Origin of the sequence: Endozoicomonas sp., from assembly GCF_965196975.1 — a bacterium.
Classification (GTDB): domain Bacteria; phylum Pseudomonadota; class Gammaproteobacteria; order Pseudomonadales; family Endozoicomonadaceae; genus Endozoicomonas.
In genome coordinates this window covers 2,008,501-2,026,122 of the sequence record NZ_OZ239981.1, presented here as the reverse complement: position 1 = coordinate 2,026,122, position 17,622 = coordinate 2,008,501, and the positions used below count along the sequence as shown (strand labels likewise).

The window sequence follows — 17,622 nt, the reverse complement described above, 5'->3', positions numbered from 1 at the left end:
TTTTTCTCAGGACTTTGTCACTCTCCATGAGTTAGAGTTGTCTTCGCAGGTTATAGCCGCTTGGTCATGTAGACAATTTCCAGATCCTCAGCAAGATCATTCAGAACCGTAACTATTCAGCACCCAGCAAAGGCGTATTGTTGTAATTTCGAACCGCTTTAAGAAGCGCCTGAAATATGTTCAACCCCTGCTTTTTAGCAGATGATAAATAGCTTCGGATTCGGGTAAACATGGTACCTCCGTCTTCGCTTCTGAAGCAGCCTGAGATCTTCTGCTTAAGTTTGGCCATCCTGGCATCACGTTCACTGCCATTGTTATCGAAGGGAATTGAAAAGTCCGACATGAAGCGCAACGTTTCAACCTTAAACTCAATAAGCCTTTTGAACAGGTTGTAGGCCTTGGTATTCCTGACCTTCTTACGTCCAAGCACCTGTCGTTGTTTTTCCATATAAGCGGTTTCCTTCGTGAGAGCCCTTTGAAGGATTTGGTCGTATATCGTCTCAATGCGAAGCTGTATTGCACCAGGCATTTGAGTCAGACCGGCTGCTTTGTATTTCTTGCAGAAGTGCCAGGAGAGCGTAAGCAATTTCATCAGCCGCAGAGCCAGCTTATTCGCATCCCTATCGACAACTCCCTGAAGCTCTCTCAGATGATGGGCATTACAAAGCACATGCACTGCCGCATAGGCAAAGTAGGACTTCCAATGATCGTGAACCAGAATGCCTGCAAAAGTCAGCAGGATGCCCATTGCATCCATTGCTTCACAACCTCGCCTTTCTGAGAGGTAGTAAAGCGTCCATTGGTCATCTCGCATAATGTGTAACCACCACAGTGAACCGTCAACCCGCATGCCAGTTTCATCCGCTCCTGCAACCGGACTTTCTTGTAAAGCATCGCGGATACTCTGCTCAGTAGAGGCCAGGTTCTCATGGGTATAGGCAACAAAATTGGCAACAGAGCCTGCGCTGACACTCATGCAATAAATAGTATTGAAATACTCAGACACCCGGTGATATGGGATGAAGTGATACTGGTTTAAATGAACAGCCATTGCCTGAGTCACTTCTCCGTATTGAGCAGCGGCTTTCACTCCTTGGGGAAACTCAGCGGTGTTCCGTTTACCACAAGGACATACTTTAACGTCTGCCCAGTACGCGGTAACTTCAAATTCTCCGGGTCTACCTGGATCAAAAACCTGTCGCTCAATGTATTTGGTGGGTTTAATATCGATAAGCGAAGACTGGCAACAGCAACATTTTTCAACCTTCAGATGCCTGACATAATCGGGTAAGGCGACACGTCTCAAACAAGAGCCTTGATGACCTTTCTGGCCACCTGGTTTATTGCCTGAAGATGGTCTAAGGCTTTTGGGGTTCGGTGTTTCCTGTGAGGAGCAGGGGGCTTCTTTGGAAGATGTATCACCTTTATCACTCCCTTTTTTACTGGGCTTTTGATAACCATCTGACGATGGTGGCTTACTACTGTTTTGACTGTTTTTATTAACCCTTTCTTCCAGTTCGCTGCAACGTTCCCGTAAAAGCGCATTCTCGGTCCGAAGCTCTTCATTCTCTTTAAGGAGAGCTTCGGTAAACGGAGTAGCTGGGAAGTCTGGTTCCATACTGGAGATTTGTTAGAAAAATTGAGTATAAGATGATGGTCGAAAAATCAGAAAATTCCAGATTTATATGAAGGGTGCTGAATAGTTACGTCAGGGTTTTACAGACCGCCCGCCACTGCTGGTAACGGGGCAGTTTTTTGATGGTGCGGCCATCGTCCAGTTCAAACAGGACAAAATGGGTGACCAGTTGCAGAAACCGGGACGGTTCAAACAACGCCCACAACAACCGGTCCTGCTCGGTCAGTGCGTCACTGCGCAAGGCGGCTTTCTCTACAAGAGAGGCTTCCTCAGCCGGTTCCAGCCGATAACGCAGGTAGAAGGCTTCCGGCGTAAAGATCGCCCCGTACAGCGCCTCATTGCGGTTGATGGCGACACAGACCTGGTTATAGAGAAAATGGCGGGGATGGCTGTTCTGGTAGGCCAGCAATTGGCGAATGCCCTGGCTGACTTTCACATGGCTGGCCTTACACTCGATCACCGCCAGCGGGATGCCGTTGACGAACAGCAGCAGGTCAGGCCGGAACAGATCGCCCTCGCTGTTGCTGCCGACGTACTGATCAACCACATGGAAGCGGTTGTCACTGACCTTGTCTGGATTAAAGAACCGCAGGCTGCGTAGACGCCCCTGTTCGTCTTTCACCTGAAGGTTGCCCTGGTGGACGACGTTCTGCCAGAACGCTTCGTTGGCGGTCATGAGCGGCTCGGAAGAAAAAGCTGCAGAGGCAAACCCCGCGCCGAACTGACGAACTTCCCGCAGCGCCGTTTCCACACCGCCGCTGACGTCTGCCAGCCACGGGTTCAGGTGGAGCAGCCGGTCACGCAGGATATCGGTCAACAAGGGTGGCAAATGCCGGTGTTCCTGCTGCTGGCCGACTTCACTGCCGGGCAGATGGGTATAGCCAAGAGCTTCCAGCCAGCGGATAGCGGGACGTTCAACGCCGTCCAGTTCGGGTTGATTGGAGAAAGTGCCAATCTGATCGCCAGCCGCTGTTTCCATGGTCATATTATTATTTCCGATATCAGACGTTGACACGCCACTGGCCGGTCAGCAGTTTTTGCATAAGGCCTTTTTTGAGTTGTTGATAGCTTGTTTTCTGCTCTTCTAAACGACCAATCTTGTTGTCAAGTGAGCTGAATATGTGGACGATCTGTTGCTGCTCATCGAGCGGTGGCACAGGTATTTGAAATTTTGCCCATTGATCATACTTAAACAACATTTTTTCTATATGTACGCCTATGCTGGCGAGCAAGAACGTTTTGAGATAGTGAGGTGTTTGAACTAATCGATTAATATATGGCAAAAAATAACCATCTTTGCTTTTGAAAGTGTGGTATTCGTTTGAAACTATAGCACCACTTAAGTGCGTACCAACTAGACCACAAGCGCCATGTACGATCTGTCGCTTTGAAATAAGAAAGTCCCCTTCTTTCAAAAAGTACTGGCTTTTTACTTTTATGTCCTTTCCTTCCAGGCGAGATCTTTTAACTACACCTCCATATCGCCGTTTCACTGTTACAAGCTGGTATTCGCTTGTATCTTCCATGCCTACTGGTCTTTCTATCATCTGTAGAGCGTCATCAAAGGTTTTTACTTCCCACCCAGCTGGAATCCGCCCAAGCTCGCTATCCTTATACTCGTTATGAGGCTGCCAGTGACCGTCCGCATCCTGAGTGCCGACGCCCTGAGAAAAGAGTCGTTGCATCAGCCCTTTCTTCAGGGTGCGAGTAGCGGTGATTTTCCGGTCGATCAGGTCCAGCTTGTTATCGACGGCGGACAGGATGCTGGCGATTTTTTTCTGTTCGGGGAGTGGGGGGAAGGCTACAGGTAGCGCTTGGTATTGCTGAGAATTAATATTTGGCTGTGCGCCGACTTTGATGGACGCTTTGATCCAGTTCCAGAATATGTCACACCGTAAATATTGTATTGCAAATCTAGGCTCTAGTTTTTCTTGATCTAATTTGAACTTGATCAAGTAGCCTGCAAATGCGCAACGCCCCATGTTAGGAGTAAACAATAATGACTTACCAACGGTATTACCTGTTCTAGCAATGACTATATCTCCGTCTTGGAGCATATAGTCATGAGCCTCGTTTTCAGGCAGTGCCTTGCAAGTGTCTGTCGTTAAAGTTCCATTGTCATTTATATCAGTTATCCGAATATACCGAATAAAATCATCGTCGCTAGGTTCTACGGCAGAAGCATTTGCTCCATATTCAGGTTTGCATGCTAAACCAGATTTGAACGGCAAACATTCCCACTCAGCCGGAATTGAGCCAATGGGGCTCTCTTTGTATCCTCTAGGCAGCGTAGATACCATCACGCCACCTCCGCCGCTTCAGGCGCAGCCAGCAGACCCAACTCTTTCAGGTGGCCATTCAGCTCATCATCCACCGTCGCCATCTGCCGATCCAGATCAGCAAGTTCCGCCAGCACAGCGGGAATATCCACCTGATCTTCCGGTTCAGATGTGTCGATATAGCGGGCAATGTTCAGGTTGTAATCGTTGGTGGCGATCTCGTCCATATCAACCACACGACAATATTTGTCTTTATCGGACTGCTGTTCGACCACTGCTGTGTAAGCCGTATGAATATGGTCGATATCCTGCGGGCGCAGACTGTTCTGGTTCTTGCCTTCGTGGAATTCACGGCTGGCGTCGATAAAGATCACCTTGTTCTTCAGCGCCGCCGGTTTCTGCTTGTTGATGACCAGGATACAGGCGGGAATACCGGTGTTGTAGAACAGTGCGGCGGGCAGGCCGATGACTGCTTCAATCCGGTCGCCGGGCAGTTTGCTGTTGCCCGCCAGCAGGCCGGTACGGATTTTCCCTTCCTCGCCGCCACGGAACAGGACACCGTGGGGCAGTACCACGCCCAAACGACCGTTGTCTTTCAGGCTGGCCAGCATGTGCTGGACGAACGCCAGGTCCGCATAACCCCGTGGCGGGATACCATAAGCAAGACGCCCATAGGGATCATTCAGATCTTTTTTGTAATTGGGAGCAACCTCCTTTTCTTTACCGTCTTTACCGATTTTGGTTTGCAGGTTCACTTCCAGCGGTGTCCACCACTGTTTAGCGGAAAATGGCGGATTGGCGATCACCCGGTCAAAGGTTTTCAGGCTGCGGTCACCGTCTTTATGGAGCGGGTTGACCAAGGTATCGCCCCGTTCAAGGAACGCTTCCATGTTGTGAAGGTACAGGTTCAGCTTGCCAATCGCCCAGGTGCCCAGGTTTTTTTCCTGGCCGTACAGGGAGATGTTGGGCGTGGTGGCGGTCAGCTTGCCGCCGGGCAGTTCCGCCACGTGATGGGCGCTTTCGACCAGCATGCCGCCGCAGCCGCAGGTGGGGTCGTAAACGGTCTGGCCCGGTTGTGGGTCGAGCAGGCGCACCAGCAACTGTACCACTGGCTTCGGTGTATAGAATTCGCCGCCTTTCTTACCGGCATCGTCCGCAAACTTACCGATCAGGTATTCGTAGGCGTCACCCAGCATGTCGGACTTATACAGGCTGTGGTTGCCCAGGTTGTACTTGTTGAAGTGGCGTAGCAGGCGTTCCAGCAGTTTGTCACCCAGCTTTTTCTTGTCGCCGAACTGGGTAGCGTTGAGCACGCCTTCAAGGTACGGGTTCAGGGCTTCGATTTCGGCAAAGGCTTCGTCGATGTATTCGCCGATATGCTGGGTGTGCTTGATGATGTAACCCCAGCGTGCCTCTTCCGGTACGTAGTGACGACCGTCTTCCTTTTCTTCCTCAATGGCTTCTTCACGGGAACAGTCTTCTTCTGCCATGATGGCGGCGACCCGTTCTTCAAAGACGTCGTTATACCGCTTCAGGAAAATCAGGCCGAAGATATAGTTCTTGAAGTCTGAACTGTCGATGGAGCCGCGCATGATGTTGGCGGATTCCCACAGCCAGCTTTCCAGGGTTTCGAGGGTGAGCTTTTGTGACATTGACATAACCGGTAGCAGGGCAGGGCTTAGGCTGGTGGAGCACTGGCGCGTTGTTGTGCCCGTGAATTAATACTGGGCGTTAGGTTACCGTAAAGGGGGGAGAAGGGGTATAGGGGCTAATGGTATTTATTGGGGCGTGTTGGTGTACCGTGAAGGCTGGTGGGGTTGATTTTATTGGGTGTGTTTGGGAATACTGGTTTTGTCGTTTAATAAGTGCAGTGGATGCAGGTATGAGTAAAAAAACAAAAATACGAACGATACATGAGTTACCGGAGTGGTTTGATCTGAGCCGGTATAAGGATTTGAGAACCTGTTCAAATTATGAACTAAGCTATGACCTAAAGCGACGGCATAGGATTTTTCATAATACATTCTATTCTTTAGCTGATAAGCGAAAGAAGTTTTGGGATATTGAGGACTATCCTCTTAAAAGACATTTCCCTTCAGAAGTAGGTCTCGAATATGATGAATGGCGAGATCTATTTAGAAGTCAAACTGCTGATCACGATTCGAACAGAACCACTTCTTCAACATTGAGCTTTACTGGTAAAGATAAAGAGATAGAGCGCCTCAAGGATGATGATGTGTTTGCTGACATGTGGGATAACTCTGTACTGAATTCAGTCAGAAGTACCTTAGTCAGGCCTGCAACTTCCAATGATATAAGCTCAATGCTTATAGAGGATCGGCTGGAACGAGGCTATGAACTTAACATGGAGTCTGGTTTTTTTAGATATGATGATCTTTATAAAGGTATTTTTCATAAGTCCAAAGCGCTGATACTTGTAGACTTAAATTCAACTAACAATCAGTTAAGGGGTGCTCTCTCTGAATGATTGAAACAATAGTGCTCTATTTTCACAGCTACTATGGGAACACCACTCATAATAGTTAACTGTCATGCCCGCTTCTGTTATTTCCAGCTCTACCAAAAGCATCGTTTTGCAAATTGAAGTTTCTATAGATTCAGGCAACATGCTGAATCTTGAAGATAGTTTACAGCGTGCACTCAATGAAGCCGGGCAGCTTGGAACAAAAGAGTTATTGGGGCTATTTGAATCACCCAATAAAGAACCTATCGTCGTTAATCAGCAGAAGTGGAACTACAAAGGAAAGGTTCTTAAGCACTATGAAACCTTATACGGTCGTATACCTTTGGAGCGCTCCGTATATCAGGGTGTCAGAGGTGGCAGTACTCTGGCAGCACTTGATCTTCGTGCCGGTATTATTGGTTCAGCTACCCCCAAATTTGCCAAGTCTATCGCCTGGAAATACAGCCAGATGCCAGCGCCTGCGGTAAAAGAAGATTTTGAGACCAACCATCAAAGGACGCTTTCAAATTCTTATATCAAGCATTTATCGGACAGAGTAGGTGCATTAATTGAAGACCAGCAAGACACTCACTACCACCTTCCTCCACTAAAAGAGCCTGTTGAAACAATAGCCATTGGTCTGGATGGAACCTGCATGCTGCTTTGTGAAGAAGGCTGGAGGGAAGCCATGTGTGGGACATTGAGCCTATATTCTGCAGATGGAGACAGGCTCCACACGATATATACAGCCAGTTCGCCAGAGTATGGTAAACAAAGCTTTATGAGCAAGCTCGACGAGGAGATTGCAGATCTAAAACGACTCTACCCAAATGCCACATACATCGGGGTAGCTGACGGGGCTAGAGAAAACTGGAGTTATTTGAAACAACATACCTCTGGGCAGATACTCGATTTTTATCATGCATCTGAATATTTAGCTGGAGCAGCGGAAGCACTGTTTCCAACCAGTAAGGCGAAGCGACACCAGTGGCTTGAAGACAGGCTACATAGTTTGAAAAACAAGCGTGGAGCAGCCAAAAAAATCCTTCAGGAAATTGAATCAGCCGAGCTCCCGAAAAAGACAATCGCACTGACAGAGAAGCGCTACAAAGCTGTGAGCTATTTTACAAACAATCACCAGTTAATGAATTATCATCAGGCGCTTAAACGCCATTGGCCAATAGGTTCAGGAGTTACTGAAGCGGCTTGTAAGACTCTGGTAAAGCAACGATTATGTGGTTCTGGAATGAGGTGGAAAGCAACAGGAGCGGAAGTGCTTTTGACAACAAGAGCACTGATCCAGAGTAAGGGGCGCTGGGAACAACTTTGGTCTGAGTTCATGACTGGAAAGGTTGAAGCTAACCTATGAGTCAGTTATCAAATTGAGAGAGCACCCCAGTTAAGTGCCGCTTTTGAAAAAACTCTAGCCCCTTATCGGGAGCGACTTGGTGTCCCCGAGCCTACTAAAAAAATAACTAATACCAAGATCCAAGACTTAAAAAACTTACCTATTATCCCGTTTATTGACCTGATGCTTTGGGCTGATTTATATGACTATGAAATAGCTGATTCTGTTTATGCAACAGCACTTTATCCAGATGGACGTTATGATGGAGATAAGGTGCGAATGGGTATTAGGCCTTTTGCTGAAGCAGTTCTTGAGCCTCAATTTTTGGGTGCGATCATCGAAATAGGTCTTCAAGATCGTTTAAGCGAGAGGGAAGAATCTTAAGAAAATTTCCGATGATTTTTTTGAAAATAAACTTCGGATAGTCTCTCTGTGAAAAAATATTCTGGATTTTTTGCTGTAAAAGTCATCCTTACATTGAGCTTCGATTGATATCTATGATGTCTCCTGACCCTTAACCAAAGTGCAGGAGGCACCATGAAACACCCATCCAAACAGCCCGTATTCCTCAGAAAAGGCCAGGTGGTTGAAATCACCGGTTTGTCACCTTCCACTTTGGAAAGGTTGATCAAGCAAAACCGCTTTCCAAAACCTATCTATCTGCATAAAAACTCCAGGATACCCCTGTGGCTTGATGATGTCGTTTATCAATGGATGAGAGACCTCGCAGATCAGGGTTAAGGGTGGGCGATGGCGCTTAATCGGCAGAAGGCAAAAGGAAGGCGGGAGAGCGGGCATTTTGCCGCGATTCCCCATGCTTTGATCCAGAGTGGTAACTTCCAGCGGATGAGTGGAAATGCCGTAAAGCTACTGGTCCAGATGATTGAGCAACTTAGATTCCAGAAAGGAGGTGGAACTAAAAACAACGGCGACCTGTGTGTGAGCTGGTCAGTGATGAGAGAGCGGGGCTGGCGTTCCAAGGATACCCTGCAGCGTGCCCGAAATGAGCTGCTGTACTACGGCTTTATTGAGCAGACCCGAATGGGACTGGCAATGGTCAGGGGCAGGCCTCATCTCTATGCGCTGACTTTTCTGGCTATTGATGAGTGCGGCGGCAAACTGGATGTTGCTGCTACACGGGTACCATCTGGGAAATGGAAAATTGAGCGGGCGTTATACAAACCGCCCTTAGAGTCATCTGAATAATGACTTGTCCAGCACCACCTGAACAAGTCAGAAACAGTCGTCAGACAAGGAACAAGTATGAATGAGCTGGTTTATTTTGAACACCCTAAGTATGGCCTGGTTTATGTTGCCATCATGTCATTACAGACAGGTGAGCTCTGTTATGAAGCTGTATCCGTGATACAGGCTTTGGGGTTTATCAACCCTGACAGGACACTGAATGAGCTGTGTATGGGACGAACCCGGTTTCTTAACAACGACCGACGTGTGATTGTAATCCCTGAAAGCGACGTGCTGCGCTTGGTTTCACATTCGACAAGTCAATACGCTGAATTATTTGGTCGCTGGCTATTAGAAGACGTTAAGCAGCATGTGCAGGCCAGCATCAGGCAGCAGTTATTATTCTAATTTTTACAACCCCGGAATTCGGTACGGTAAGAGGTGGAATCTGGTCTCTATTCGGTTGGAATCGGTAGTTATTCATTGTTTAGGGACTGGAAACCGGGTCGTATCCGTAGCGTGCGCACGCACCCAGTAGACCGGATTTCGGGGAACTTCTTATATATACCACACAGTGTAAGTGTACGAAGTCTTGGTCACAGGGAAATTTGATTATGGATGATGCCCTTTTACTCGATGAGTCAGAACTCAGGGATATTACCGGATACCAGAAACCAACTTGTCAGCTGCGAGCCCTGCAGCAAATGGGTTTTCGTGCAGCGCAGAATGCGAGAGGTCGCGTGCTGGTGTCACGAAGGCACGCCGAACAGGTGCTTTCAGGATCGAGAAGTGAGGAACGAGGTGTGGTTGCCCCGAACTTTGACTGGATGGAAGGCTAAGACCATTAGGAGTGAAGCATAGGTACACAATCTATGTGCCAGGGATGGGGCAATGTTGTGGAAGCTCGATCGTAATGAACCGTGGGCTAACGGTTGCTGATTGAGTGCATCATGTCTGGCGAACTGTATATTCCAATAACCGTGCTATTAATGGAGGGCTGGGGGAGCTGTTTTCCCCAGTATTGGCAAGAAAAAAGGAATCTGTATGACAAAAATGAAGACGTTATGTAAACGGGTGTACTGGTATAAGCATAAGTGGCGTTTTCGCCCTGCAGCACACCACAAACCTGCATTGAGTAAAATGGGGTATCCAACCAGTTGGGTGCCATTGAGTGCAAAGGATGATGACGCGCTGAGAAAGCTGACTGACCTGCTCGATCAGATGGATCGCCACTGTGGGTTAATGACCGGCATGAGGCGGGTATTTGACCGGTATGAGCAGGAGGTGGTTCCAAAATATGCCCCCAGAACCCAACAAGATAAAATCGATCACCTGAAGCGACTGCGGCGAAGTTTTGGTCACATGGAGCCTGACCAGATTAATACCGCAATGGTTCAGTCCTATGTGGATCGGCGTGGTAAAAGCAGTCCAAGTCAGGCAAATCAGGAAGCCAGTACGCTGAGTCAATCGTTACGGTACGCCAGAGTTTGGGGGATGATGAATGGAGCGAATCCCGTGCATGGCATTATTCGGCATGAGCTGAAAGCCAGAGAACGATTGCCGACCCTTGGTGAACTGGTTGTTTTCAAAAGTCATGCCTCACCCTTCATTGCTGCCTATACCGATTTTAAGCTTGAGACTGGTCTGCGGCAGGAGGATATATTGCGGCTGACTATGGCAGAAAGTTTCTCTGAGGATGGTATCCGGGTTCGTACAGGGAAGACGGGGAAACGGCTGTTTTTTCCCTGGACGGATCGGCTGACAGAGATTGTTGCTCGTATACGGTCACTCAACAGTGTTGAGAGCAATTTTCTGATGTGCAGCCCCAGTGGTGGAAAACTGAGCAAAAACACCTTCAGTGGCCGCTGGAGGGCGAGCATGTCGAAGGCCTTGTCAGCAGAAGAGAACCCCCTGGGCGAACGGTTCAATGAGCATGACATTCGTGCCACCCACGCCACACTGGTGGAAGAGCGAGTTGGAATCGAAGCCGCTTCCTTAAACCTGGGGCATGATAATTTGAAGACGACCAAGATGTATCTGCGGGGTAAAAAATACGAGCGGACAACGCCGTTTTCGGCCGTGGTAAACGACAGGGTTTAAGAATAGGCAGTATAGGGTGAAAAACAGCAAAGTTTCACTGTACGTTTGTTCTGTATACCAAGGTAACTATTGAGAAAGAAAGGGGAAAATTACATCAAACAAACCATTGTTCCAGGCAAAAGTTTCACCGGGGTGAAATTTCTGACCGTTTCACCGGGTAATATCAGGGCAGGAGATCACGATTTGGGAAGTTGTCAAACAGGGGGGATAGTAAGTGGCGGAGGGACAGGGATTCGAACCCTGGGTAGGCTATTAACCTACGCTGGTTTTCAAGACCAGTGCTTTCAACCGCTCAGCCATCCCTCCACAGGACTTTACTCTATCGCAGGTCGCGTAAGAATACATGCTGAAATGGCGGAGGGACAGGGATTCGAACCCTGGGTGGGCTATTAACCCACGCCGGTTTTCAAGACCGGTGCTTTCAACCGCTCAGCCATCCCTCCGCGACGAGGCAAATAGTACCTGAAATCAGAATTCTGTCAACGCCTTGATAAACGGTAATCTTTTTCTATGCTCCCAGCTCAGGCTAAGTGGAAAATCGTGAATGATATTCAGGTGCGCAAAATGTCAGGAATTGTTAAAACTATAGCCCCAGTAAATTGGTCTGATATAATGATTTGTATTACATCTATATTAGAGGAATGACAAAGATGGACCGCAAACCCGTGATGACTGCTGCTTCTACCAGCCTGGGTGCTGGCGTTGAAATCAATAAGGTTCTTCGCAATACCTACATGTTGCTGGGTATGACTTTGCTGTTCAGTGCTGTCACCGCAGGCGTTGCCATGGCTCTGCAGATCAGCCAGATGACGGCACTGATCCTTTCTCTGGTGGGCTTTGGCCTGTTGTTCGTAGTTAACAAGACCGCAGATTCTGCCAAGGGTATTGTCGCTGTTTTTGCGTTTACCGGTGTGCTTGGCGCAGCCCTGGGGCCAATGCTCAATCATTACCTCGGCATGGCTAATGGCCCATCCCTCATCATGCAGGCGCTGGGTGGTACTGCCGTGGTGTTCTTTGCCCTTTCCGGTTATGTCCTTACGACTCGTAAGGATTTTTCCTTCATGGGTGGTTTCCTGATGGTTGGCCTGATTGTCGCCGTGGTTGCCAGTCTGGCTTTGATGTTCTTTAACGTTCCGGCTGCCAGTTTGGCGCTTTCAGCCGTGATTGTTCTGCTGATGTCCGGTTTCATCCTGTTTGACACCAGCCGCATCATTCATGGTGGTGAGACTAACTATATCCGTGCGACAGTTTCGCTTTACCTGGATATCTATAACCTGTTCACTGCACTGCTCCACCTGCTGGGCGCTACCAGTGACGACTGATCATTAGTTCCGGTTATCTCGGGCCCCGCCAATTGGCGGGGCTTTTTTATGGATTGGTAAATCAGGCTGAAGTCCTTTTCTGTTAAGATGAATCAATCTCGGGTTGGTTTTATCAAAGGTTACCGATATGAAGTTTGCTCTGGCCGTATATGGAGCCCCGGCCAACAGTCAGGCTCCCCAGAGTGCACTGCACTTTGCCAGGGCTGTTGTAGCCCAGGGACATGAGATTGTTCGTCTGTTTTTTTATCAGGACGGTGTGAATACCGCCACAGCGATTGCGCAGCCGCCTCAGGATGAGTCGAACCTTCCGGAGGAATGGCAGCAGTTTGTTCAGGCTCATAATCTGGATGCCGTGGTGTGTATTGCCGCAGCATTAAGAAGAGGGGTTGTTGATCAGGCAGAGGCCAGCCGTTATGACCTGCCTGTCCAGAATCTCCGGGAAGGTTATGAGCTTTCTGGCCTGGGGCAGCTGCTCGATGGAGCGCTGATGGCGGATCGTTTTATCACCTTTGGAGGCTAGGATGGCTCATTCTGTCTGCGTTATTTCAACCCGTGCACCTTATCATGGCCAATCTGCCCGTGAAGCTTTGGATACTGCGCTGGTATCCGCCTCTTACGATATTGAGACGAGTTTTCTGTTGATGGGCGATGGTGTCTATCAATTATTAAAAGGTCAGGATGCAGGTCAAATTCCCCGCAAAACGATTTCAGCCATGCTGCAGGTGCTGCCTCTTTATGGCATTGACACCATATATGTGGATCAGGCTTCCCTGAAAGAACGCAGCATCACGCCGGATGTGCTTCAGGAAGGAGTGACAGTGCTGGCAGAGGGGGAGTTGCCCCAGTTTATCCAACAACATTCCAGGGTGTTTAATTTCTAATGAGTACGCTGCATACCGTTAATAAGCCCGGACAGGTGATGGAGCTTTGTATTCGTGCTCTTGCCAGTGGCGATACTGTATTGCTGATTGAAGATGCGGTTTATGAGCTGTTGTCATCCACACAGAGGTTGAAGAGCATACCCGGTGGTTGCCTGGTTTGTGTGATGGATATCGATGCAAAGGCTCGTGGAGTAGAGATAACGGCACCTTTTGAAACGATCAGTTATGAGCGTTTTGTCTCGTTATGCGTGGATCATGAGAAAGTGCTGTCTTGGTTTTGAGTGATATTATCCAATCATTCTTTCTGGTATTAACTAATACAATACACTCATTGACGTATTTGTTAGTCAGTGGGTTGGGAGTGATCCATCGCTATTGTGCTGGTAAATTGCGGGGTAGTGTAAAAACAGCGTTTACTGGAATATTGAAATAACGTTAAAGATAAACAGAACTTTGTGCTGCGGCTATGCTCAAAACTGTTGGGCTCTTTCTACCTCAGGCGCACATGGTATGCTGAAGAACTGTTTATCATTCTGTTTACTGATCACTTCCTTATCATTATCTGCCTCAGAGGAAATCCGATTGAAAGCACCGGTCGCCCCCAAAATTCCATATTCCATTGTTCAGCACGATCAGTCTCGTATTGATGAATACCACTGGTTGCGGGATGAACATTGGCAGAAAATTGTGGCAGGGGATCTGGATTTTAAAAACCCGGATGTTCTTGCGTACCTGAATGCAGAAAGTGCTTATAAAGATGAGCAGATGAAGGACAGTAAAGCCGTTCAGGAACAGCTTTATCAGGAAATTCTGTCCCGCATAAAGGAGGATTATCAATCCTGGCCGGTGAAAAAGGGAGACTACCTTTATTACTACCGGGAAGAAAAGGGGAAGAATTACCCAATCCTTTGCCGCCGCAATGCAGGTATGGATTTACCTGAAGTGGTTTACATGGATGTTAACAAAGAGGCTGATGGCAAAGACCTCTATATGTTTGGTCCTTCCAGAACCAATCGAGCCAATACGTTTCTTGCCTATGGCTATAACCTGACCGGTTCCATGGAACGTACCATACGGGTCCGAAATCTGGAGACAGGTAAGGACAGCGAATGGACCTTCCATAACAGTACTGGCTCAATACTCTGGGTTGATGATGAACATCTTCTGGTGGTTGAGCGTGATGAGCAGGCCCGAGGTAAAAATGTCTATAAGATTAATATTCATCAGGGACCAGAAAAGAAAGAGCTGGTTTTCTCCAAACCTGATGAGTATGACGGGATGTTTCTTTCACTCGCGGAAACCACAGACCATGAGTACGTTATGGTTTACCTCAACAGTGGTTCCAGTCAGGTTGTCTATGTTTCTCCCCAATCCACAATAGACTTCCGGCAGTTTGCCCATGGTACCGATGATGTGGTGTTCAGCCTGGATCACCACAGGGATGATTTTTATATTCTCACTAACCTTAATGGTGCCAATAATTTTCAGCTTTTTAAAACATCGGTAAACCAGTGGGATCAGAAGCATTGGAATCTGATTCAGGTGGAGAGTGATACGATCAGCCTTACAGATCTCCATTTTTACAATCATTACCTGATTATTGAGCAGAAAAATAACGAAAAAGCGCTGGATGAGTTAGTGGTTCAGGATATGGAATCCGGTAAAAAGCAGACAGTCTCCATGCCGGATGAGGCCTATGAGCTTGATTTTTCTGGTGACTGGAATCATAACGCAACAACCGTTCGGCTGGATTATTCCTCGCCGGTCATGCCCAGTACGGTTCTTGAACTTGATCTGAAAACTGTGCAAACCACCGCAGTTTATACCCGTGAGACTCCTAACTTTGATCCGGGAAAATATGAGGTTAAGCGAGAATATGCAACAGCCAACGATGGTGAACGGGTTCCGGTGACCATTATTCACCAAAAAGGTCTGGTGAAGGATGGATCACATCGTGCCCTGATTTATGGTTACGGTTCCTATGGCTATGGTATGACCGCTGGTTTTTCTTCAAAGCTGTTCAGTCTGGTTGACCGTGGCTTTGTCTATGCCACCGCACACATTCGTGGCGGAGATGAAAAAGGGTATCAGTGGTACCTCAATGGCAAGATGCATCATAAGATGAATACTTTTACGGATTTCATTAATGTTACGGAGTATCTGATAGAGCAGGGATATACCAGTAAGGGGCAGATTGCGATTAATGGCGGCAGTGCCGGCGGTCTGCTGATGGGAGCTGTGACGAATCTGCGTCCAGACCTTTTTGGTTGCGTGATTGCTGATGTGCCATTTGTGGATGTGATTAACACCATCAGTGATGCTTCTCTGCCACTGACTCCGCCTGAATGGGAGGAGTGGGGGAATCCGGTCACCAATGCTGACGATTTTGCGTATATTATGCGTTATTCCCCTTATGACAATGTTCAGGCCAGAGACTACCCGCCGATGCTGTTTAATTCGGGCATATCGGATGAACAGGTGACCTACTGGGAGCCGGCCAAAATGGTTGCACGCTTACGGGATAAGAAAACCGATGATAACCTGCTGCTGTTGAATATGAATATGCACGCTGGTCATGCAGGTGCCAGTAAGCGGTACGAATGGATTGATGAAGAGGCGTTTAATTACGCTTTTATGCTCAAGTGTTTTGGTCTGAAGTAGTGATTGCTTAACTTGCTCCGAAAAAATGGAGTAGTTATACCCAAAGGGTTTGGAGTTGCTACGCGGAGGTAAGAGAGCGAATCCTCCGGGCTCAGCATCCAGCAGGTGACTGGGGCCTGATGCTTCAGTGATTGATTGCATCCAACAAAGTAGCGACTTCAAAGGGGACGGGTAAGGACTCTGAAAAGAAGAATGGCTGAATAAACAACCGGGCTGTTTTAGAGGCAGCCCTTGATGATTAAAGTCGAGAAACAGGAGCCGTTTTATGGGTATGGAAATCACAGCAATCGCCTTTGTGGTGTTGATTGGTGTTCTTATTTCAACGGGGGTACGCATTATTCCCCAAGGGTATAACTACACGGTCGAGCGATTTGGTAAATACACGCGAACCTTAACGCCAGGTCTGCATGTGATCGTGCCGGTGATTGATACCATCGGTAAAAAAATGAACATGATGGAGCAGGTCCTGGATATCCCCCCTCAGGAGGTGATCAGTGCGGATAACGCTCAGGTTACGACGGATGCCGTTTGCTTCTACCTGGTCCAGGATGCGGTCAAAGCATCTTATGAGGTTAACGATCTTGATCGCGCCATGAAAAACCTGGTGATGACCAATATTCGTGCGGTCCTGGGCTCGATGGAACTGGATGAAATGCTTTCCAATCGGGACCGTATCAACGAAAGGTTGCTCGTAAAAGTTGATGAAGCCACGGACCCCTGGGGCTTGAAAGTAACCCGAATTGAACTTCGTGATATTGCCCCCCCGGCCGACCTGGTAGAAGCCATGGCTCGTCAGATGAAAGCCGAACGGGAAAAGCGTGCCCAGATTCTTGAGGCTGAGGGCTCCCGTGAAGCGGCCATTAAAGTGGCGGAGGGGGAAAAACAGGCACAGATTCTCAAGGCGGAAGGTGAGCTGGAAGCTGCCAAGCGCGAAGCGGAAGCCCGTGAGCGACTGGCAGAAGCGGAAGCCGTTGCTACCGCCATGGTGTCTAAGGCGATTGCTGAAGGCGATCATCGCGCCATCAACTACTTTGTTGCCCAGAAATACGTAGAAGCACTGAAGGATGTTGCCTCTGCAGAAAACAACAAAGTCATTATGATGCCACTGGAAGCGGGCAGCCTCATTGGTTCTATTGCGGGTATCAAGGAGCTGGTGGGTGAAGCCTCCCTGGGGCAGGGAAGTAAGAAGGAAGCTTAATGGATATTGCGTTCACACTGGAACCCTGGCATTGGTTGATCCTACTTTTTGTCCTTCTGGGTGCTGAAGCGCTGGGTGCTGGCGGTTTTCTTCTGGGCAGTGCCGCTGCTGCTGCTGTGGTTTCGCTCTGGCTCTGGTTGTCCCCGGATATGGGCTGGCCCCTGCAGCTGGTGATTTTTGGTGCTGGCAGTTTGTTGCTCTCATTTGCCTACTGGAAGGTGTTCAAAAAGGTAAACAATAAGAGCGATAACCCAGAGTTGAACAACCGGGCATCCCAGCTTGTTGGCAGGACTGTCGTGCTTGATCAGGATTTGCCCGCTGGGCAGAGTAAGCTGCAGATTGGCGATACTCTCTGGAAAGTCGAGTCTGACAGGGCTGTGCCGCTGGGTAAAAAAGTTTCGGTGACGGGGCATCAGGGAATGATGCTTTTGGTCCGAGAACAGGTCTAACGGTATACGTGGAGTGTATGACGGCGCTCCACGTAGTTTCGATATTCAATTCTACCTGGGACAGGGTTGAGACTCCTTTACGGTTTCTTTATGCTTGTC

Annotated in this window: 19 protein-coding genes and 2 tRNA genes; 15 read left to right on the top strand and 6 right to left on the bottom strand. The window is 48.3% G+C overall.

Annotated features, from left to right (window positions below; genetic code table 11):
• Positions 1 to 112 precede the first annotated feature (112 nt).
• The 4 genes from tnpC to ACOCLE_RS08960 all read right to left on the bottom strand — a co-directional run bounded on the left by tnpC (position 113) and on the right by ACOCLE_RS08960 (position 5,567).
• On the bottom strand, positions 113 to 1,618 hold the full coding sequence (tnpC, locus tag ACOCLE_RS08975) for an IS66 family transposase (RefSeq protein WP_419532963.1): 1,506 nt from the start codon (positions 1,616 to 1,618) through the stop codon (positions 113 to 115).
• Positions 1,619 to 1,703: 85 nt separating this feature from the next.
• Positions 1,704 to 2,615 (bottom strand): type I restriction endonuclease, encoded by a 912-nt coding sequence (locus ACOCLE_RS08970; RefSeq protein ID WP_419536413.1) that lies wholly within the window; start codon positions 2,613 to 2,615, stop codon positions 1,704 to 1,706.
• A gap of 22 nt (positions 2,616 to 2,637) precedes the next feature.
• On the bottom strand, positions 2,638 to 3,936 hold the full coding sequence (locus ACOCLE_RS08965; protein WP_419537185.1) for a restriction endonuclease subunit S: 1,299 nt from the start codon (positions 3,934 to 3,936) through the stop codon (positions 2,638 to 2,640).
• On the bottom strand, positions 3,936 to 5,567 hold the full coding sequence (locus tag ACOCLE_RS08960) for an N-6 DNA methylase (RefSeq protein ID WP_419536412.1): 1,632 nt from the start codon (positions 5,565 to 5,567) through the stop codon (positions 3,936 to 3,938). The genes ACOCLE_RS08965 and ACOCLE_RS08960 overlap by 1 nt, the downstream gene beginning before the upstream one ends.
• A 119-nt stretch (positions 5,568 to 5,686) precedes the next feature.
• On the opposite strand from ACOCLE_RS08960, the gene ACOCLE_RS08955 reads away from it, so the two are divergent.
• From ACOCLE_RS08955 to ACOCLE_RS08920, 8 genes are all read left to right on the top strand, one after another.
• Positions 5,687 to 6,403 (top strand): hypothetical protein, encoded by a 717-nt coding sequence (locus ACOCLE_RS08955; protein WP_419536411.1) that lies wholly within the window; start codon positions 5,687 to 5,689, stop codon positions 6,401 to 6,403.
• Positions 6,404 to 6,467: 64 nt separating this feature from the next.
• The gene (locus ACOCLE_RS08950; protein WP_419532972.1) at positions 6,468 to 7,748 is read left to right on the top strand and encodes an ISKra4 family transposase; all 1,281 of its coding nucleotides are present in this window, start codon (positions 6,468 to 6,470) and stop codon (positions 7,746 to 7,748) included.
• 12 nt (positions 7,749 to 7,760) lie between these two features.
• A complete protein-coding gene (locus ACOCLE_RS08945) occupies positions 7,761 to 8,111 on the top strand; it encodes a DUF6387 family protein (protein WP_419537184.1) in 351 nt (116 codons plus the stop codon).
• 153 nt (positions 8,112 to 8,264) lie between these two features.
• Positions 8,265 to 8,468, top strand: coding sequence for a helix-turn-helix transcriptional regulator (locus ACOCLE_RS08940; RefSeq protein ID WP_419536410.1), 204 nt, complete (start codon positions 8,265 to 8,267; stop codon positions 8,466 to 8,468).
• A gap of 9 nt (positions 8,469 to 8,477) precedes the next feature.
• On the top strand, positions 8,478 to 8,933 hold the full coding sequence (locus tag ACOCLE_RS08935; protein ID WP_419536409.1) for a hypothetical protein: 456 nt from the start codon (positions 8,478 to 8,480) through the stop codon (positions 8,931 to 8,933).
• A gap of 57 nt (positions 8,934 to 8,990) precedes the next feature.
• A complete protein-coding gene (locus tag ACOCLE_RS08930; RefSeq protein ID WP_419536408.1) occupies positions 8,991 to 9,320 on the top strand; it encodes a BRO family protein in 330 nt (109 codons plus the stop codon).
• Positions 9,321 to 9,526: 206 nt separating this feature from the next.
• Positions 9,527 to 9,751, top strand: a complete 225-nt coding sequence (locus tag ACOCLE_RS08925) for a DUF4224 domain-containing protein (RefSeq protein ID WP_419536407.1) — start codon at positions 9,527 to 9,529, stop codon at positions 9,749 to 9,751.
• Positions 9,752 to 9,956: 205 nt separating this feature from the next.
• Entirely contained in the window at positions 9,957 to 11,012 is a 1,056-nt protein-coding gene (locus tag ACOCLE_RS08920) for a tyrosine-type recombinase/integrase (RefSeq protein ID WP_419536406.1), read from the top strand.
• Between the two features lie 215 nt (positions 11,013 to 11,227).
• On the opposite strand, the gene ACOCLE_RS08915 is transcribed toward ACOCLE_RS08920, so the two are convergent.
• Both ACOCLE_RS08915 and ACOCLE_RS08910 read right to left on the bottom strand, forming a co-directional pair.
• A tRNA-Ser gene (locus ACOCLE_RS08915) sits at positions 11,228 to 11,318 on the bottom strand.
• Between the two features lie 46 nt (positions 11,319 to 11,364).
• Positions 11,365 to 11,455 (bottom strand) — tRNA-Ser (locus ACOCLE_RS08910).
• A gap of 207 nt (positions 11,456 to 11,662) precedes the next feature.
• Between ACOCLE_RS08910 and ACOCLE_RS08905 the strand changes: the two genes are divergently transcribed.
• From ACOCLE_RS08905 to ACOCLE_RS08875, 7 genes are all read left to right on the top strand, one after another.
• Entirely contained in the window at positions 11,663 to 12,334 is a 672-nt protein-coding gene (locus ACOCLE_RS08905) for a Bax inhibitor-1/YccA family protein (RefSeq protein WP_419536405.1), read from the top strand.
• A 127-nt stretch (positions 12,335 to 12,461) separates the two neighbouring features.
• Positions 12,462 to 12,854 (top strand): sulfurtransferase complex subunit TusD, encoded by a 393-nt coding sequence (gene tusD / locus ACOCLE_RS08900; protein ID WP_419536404.1) that lies wholly within the window; start codon positions 12,462 to 12,464, stop codon positions 12,852 to 12,854.
• A 1-nt stretch (position 12,855) separates the two neighbouring features.
• Positions 12,856 to 13,215, top strand: a complete 360-nt coding sequence (gene tusC / locus ACOCLE_RS08895) for a sulfurtransferase complex subunit TusC (protein ID WP_419536403.1) — start codon at positions 12,856 to 12,858, stop codon at positions 13,213 to 13,215.
• Positions 13,215 to 13,496 (top strand): sulfurtransferase complex subunit TusB, encoded by a 282-nt coding sequence (gene tusB / locus ACOCLE_RS08890; protein WP_419536402.1) that lies wholly within the window; start codon positions 13,215 to 13,217, stop codon positions 13,494 to 13,496. The genes tusC and tusB overlap by 1 nt, the downstream gene beginning before the upstream one ends.
• Before the next feature lie 301 nt (positions 13,497 to 13,797).
• Positions 13,798 to 15,876, top strand: coding sequence for a S9 family peptidase (locus ACOCLE_RS08885; protein ID WP_419536401.1), 2,079 nt, complete (start codon positions 13,798 to 13,800; stop codon positions 15,874 to 15,876).
• A 265-nt stretch (positions 15,877 to 16,141) separates the two neighbouring features.
• Positions 16,142 to 17,074 (top strand): SPFH domain-containing protein, encoded by a 933-nt coding sequence (locus tag ACOCLE_RS08880; protein ID WP_419536400.1) that lies wholly within the window; start codon positions 16,142 to 16,144, stop codon positions 17,072 to 17,074.
• The gene (locus ACOCLE_RS08875) at positions 17,074 to 17,523 is read left to right on the top strand and encodes an NfeD family protein (RefSeq protein ID WP_419536399.1); all 450 of its coding nucleotides are present in this window, start codon (positions 17,074 to 17,076) and stop codon (positions 17,521 to 17,523) included. The genes ACOCLE_RS08880 and ACOCLE_RS08875 overlap by 1 nt, the downstream gene beginning before the upstream one ends.
• Positions 17,524 to 17,622: the final 99 nt, after the last annotated feature.

Excerpts from the sequence above, each read along its gene's own strand:
- tnpC (WP_419532963.1), bottom strand. The coding sequence starts at position 1,618 with ATGGAACCAGACTTCCCAGCTACTCCGTTTACCGAAGCTCTCCTTAAA.
- ACOCLE_RS08970 (WP_419536413.1), bottom strand. The coding sequence starts at position 2,615 with ATGGAAACAGCGGCTGGCGATCAGATTGGCACTTTCTCCAATCAACCC.
- ACOCLE_RS08965 (WP_419537185.1), bottom strand. The coding sequence starts at position 3,936 with ATGGTATCTACGCTGCCTAGAGGATACAAAGAGAGCCCCATTGGCTCA.
- ACOCLE_RS08960 (WP_419536412.1), bottom strand. The coding sequence starts at position 5,567 with ATGTCACAAAAGCTCACCCTCGAAACCCTGGAAAGCTGGCTGTGGGAA.
- ACOCLE_RS08955 (WP_419536411.1), top strand. The coding sequence starts at position 5,687 with ATGGTATTTATTGGGGCGTGTTGGTGTACCGTGAAGGCTGGTGGGGTT.
- ACOCLE_RS08950 (WP_419532972.1), top strand. The coding sequence starts at position 6,468 with ATGCCCGCTTCTGTTATTTCCAGCTCTACCAAAAGCATCGTTTTGCAA.
- ACOCLE_RS08940 (WP_419536410.1), top strand. The coding sequence starts at position 8,265 with ATGAAACACCCATCCAAACAGCCCGTATTCCTCAGAAAAGGCCAGGTG.
- ACOCLE_RS08935 (WP_419536409.1), top strand. The coding sequence starts at position 8,478 with ATGGCGCTTAATCGGCAGAAGGCAAAAGGAAGGCGGGAGAGCGGGCAT.
- ACOCLE_RS08930 (WP_419536408.1), top strand. The coding sequence starts at position 8,991 with ATGAATGAGCTGGTTTATTTTGAACACCCTAAGTATGGCCTGGTTTAT.
- ACOCLE_RS08925 (WP_419536407.1), top strand. The coding sequence starts at position 9,527 with ATGGATGATGCCCTTTTACTCGATGAGTCAGAACTCAGGGATATTACC.
- ACOCLE_RS08920 (WP_419536406.1), top strand. The coding sequence starts at position 9,957 with ATGACAAAAATGAAGACGTTATGTAAACGGGTGTACTGGTATAAGCAT.
- ACOCLE_RS08905 (WP_419536405.1), top strand. The coding sequence starts at position 11,663 with ATGGACCGCAAACCCGTGATGACTGCTGCTTCTACCAGCCTGGGTGCT.
- tusD (WP_419536404.1), top strand. The coding sequence starts at position 12,462 with ATGAAGTTTGCTCTGGCCGTATATGGAGCCCCGGCCAACAGTCAGGCT.
- tusC (WP_419536403.1), top strand. The coding sequence starts at position 12,856 with ATGGCTCATTCTGTCTGCGTTATTTCAACCCGTGCACCTTATCATGGC.
- tusB (WP_419536402.1), top strand. The coding sequence starts at position 13,215 with ATGAGTACGCTGCATACCGTTAATAAGCCCGGACAGGTGATGGAGCTT.
- ACOCLE_RS08880 (WP_419536400.1), top strand. The coding sequence starts at position 16,142 with ATGGGTATGGAAATCACAGCAATCGCCTTTGTGGTGTTGATTGGTGTT.
- ACOCLE_RS08875 (WP_419536399.1), top strand. The coding sequence starts at position 17,074 with ATGGATATTGCGTTCACACTGGAACCCTGGCATTGGTTGATCCTACTT.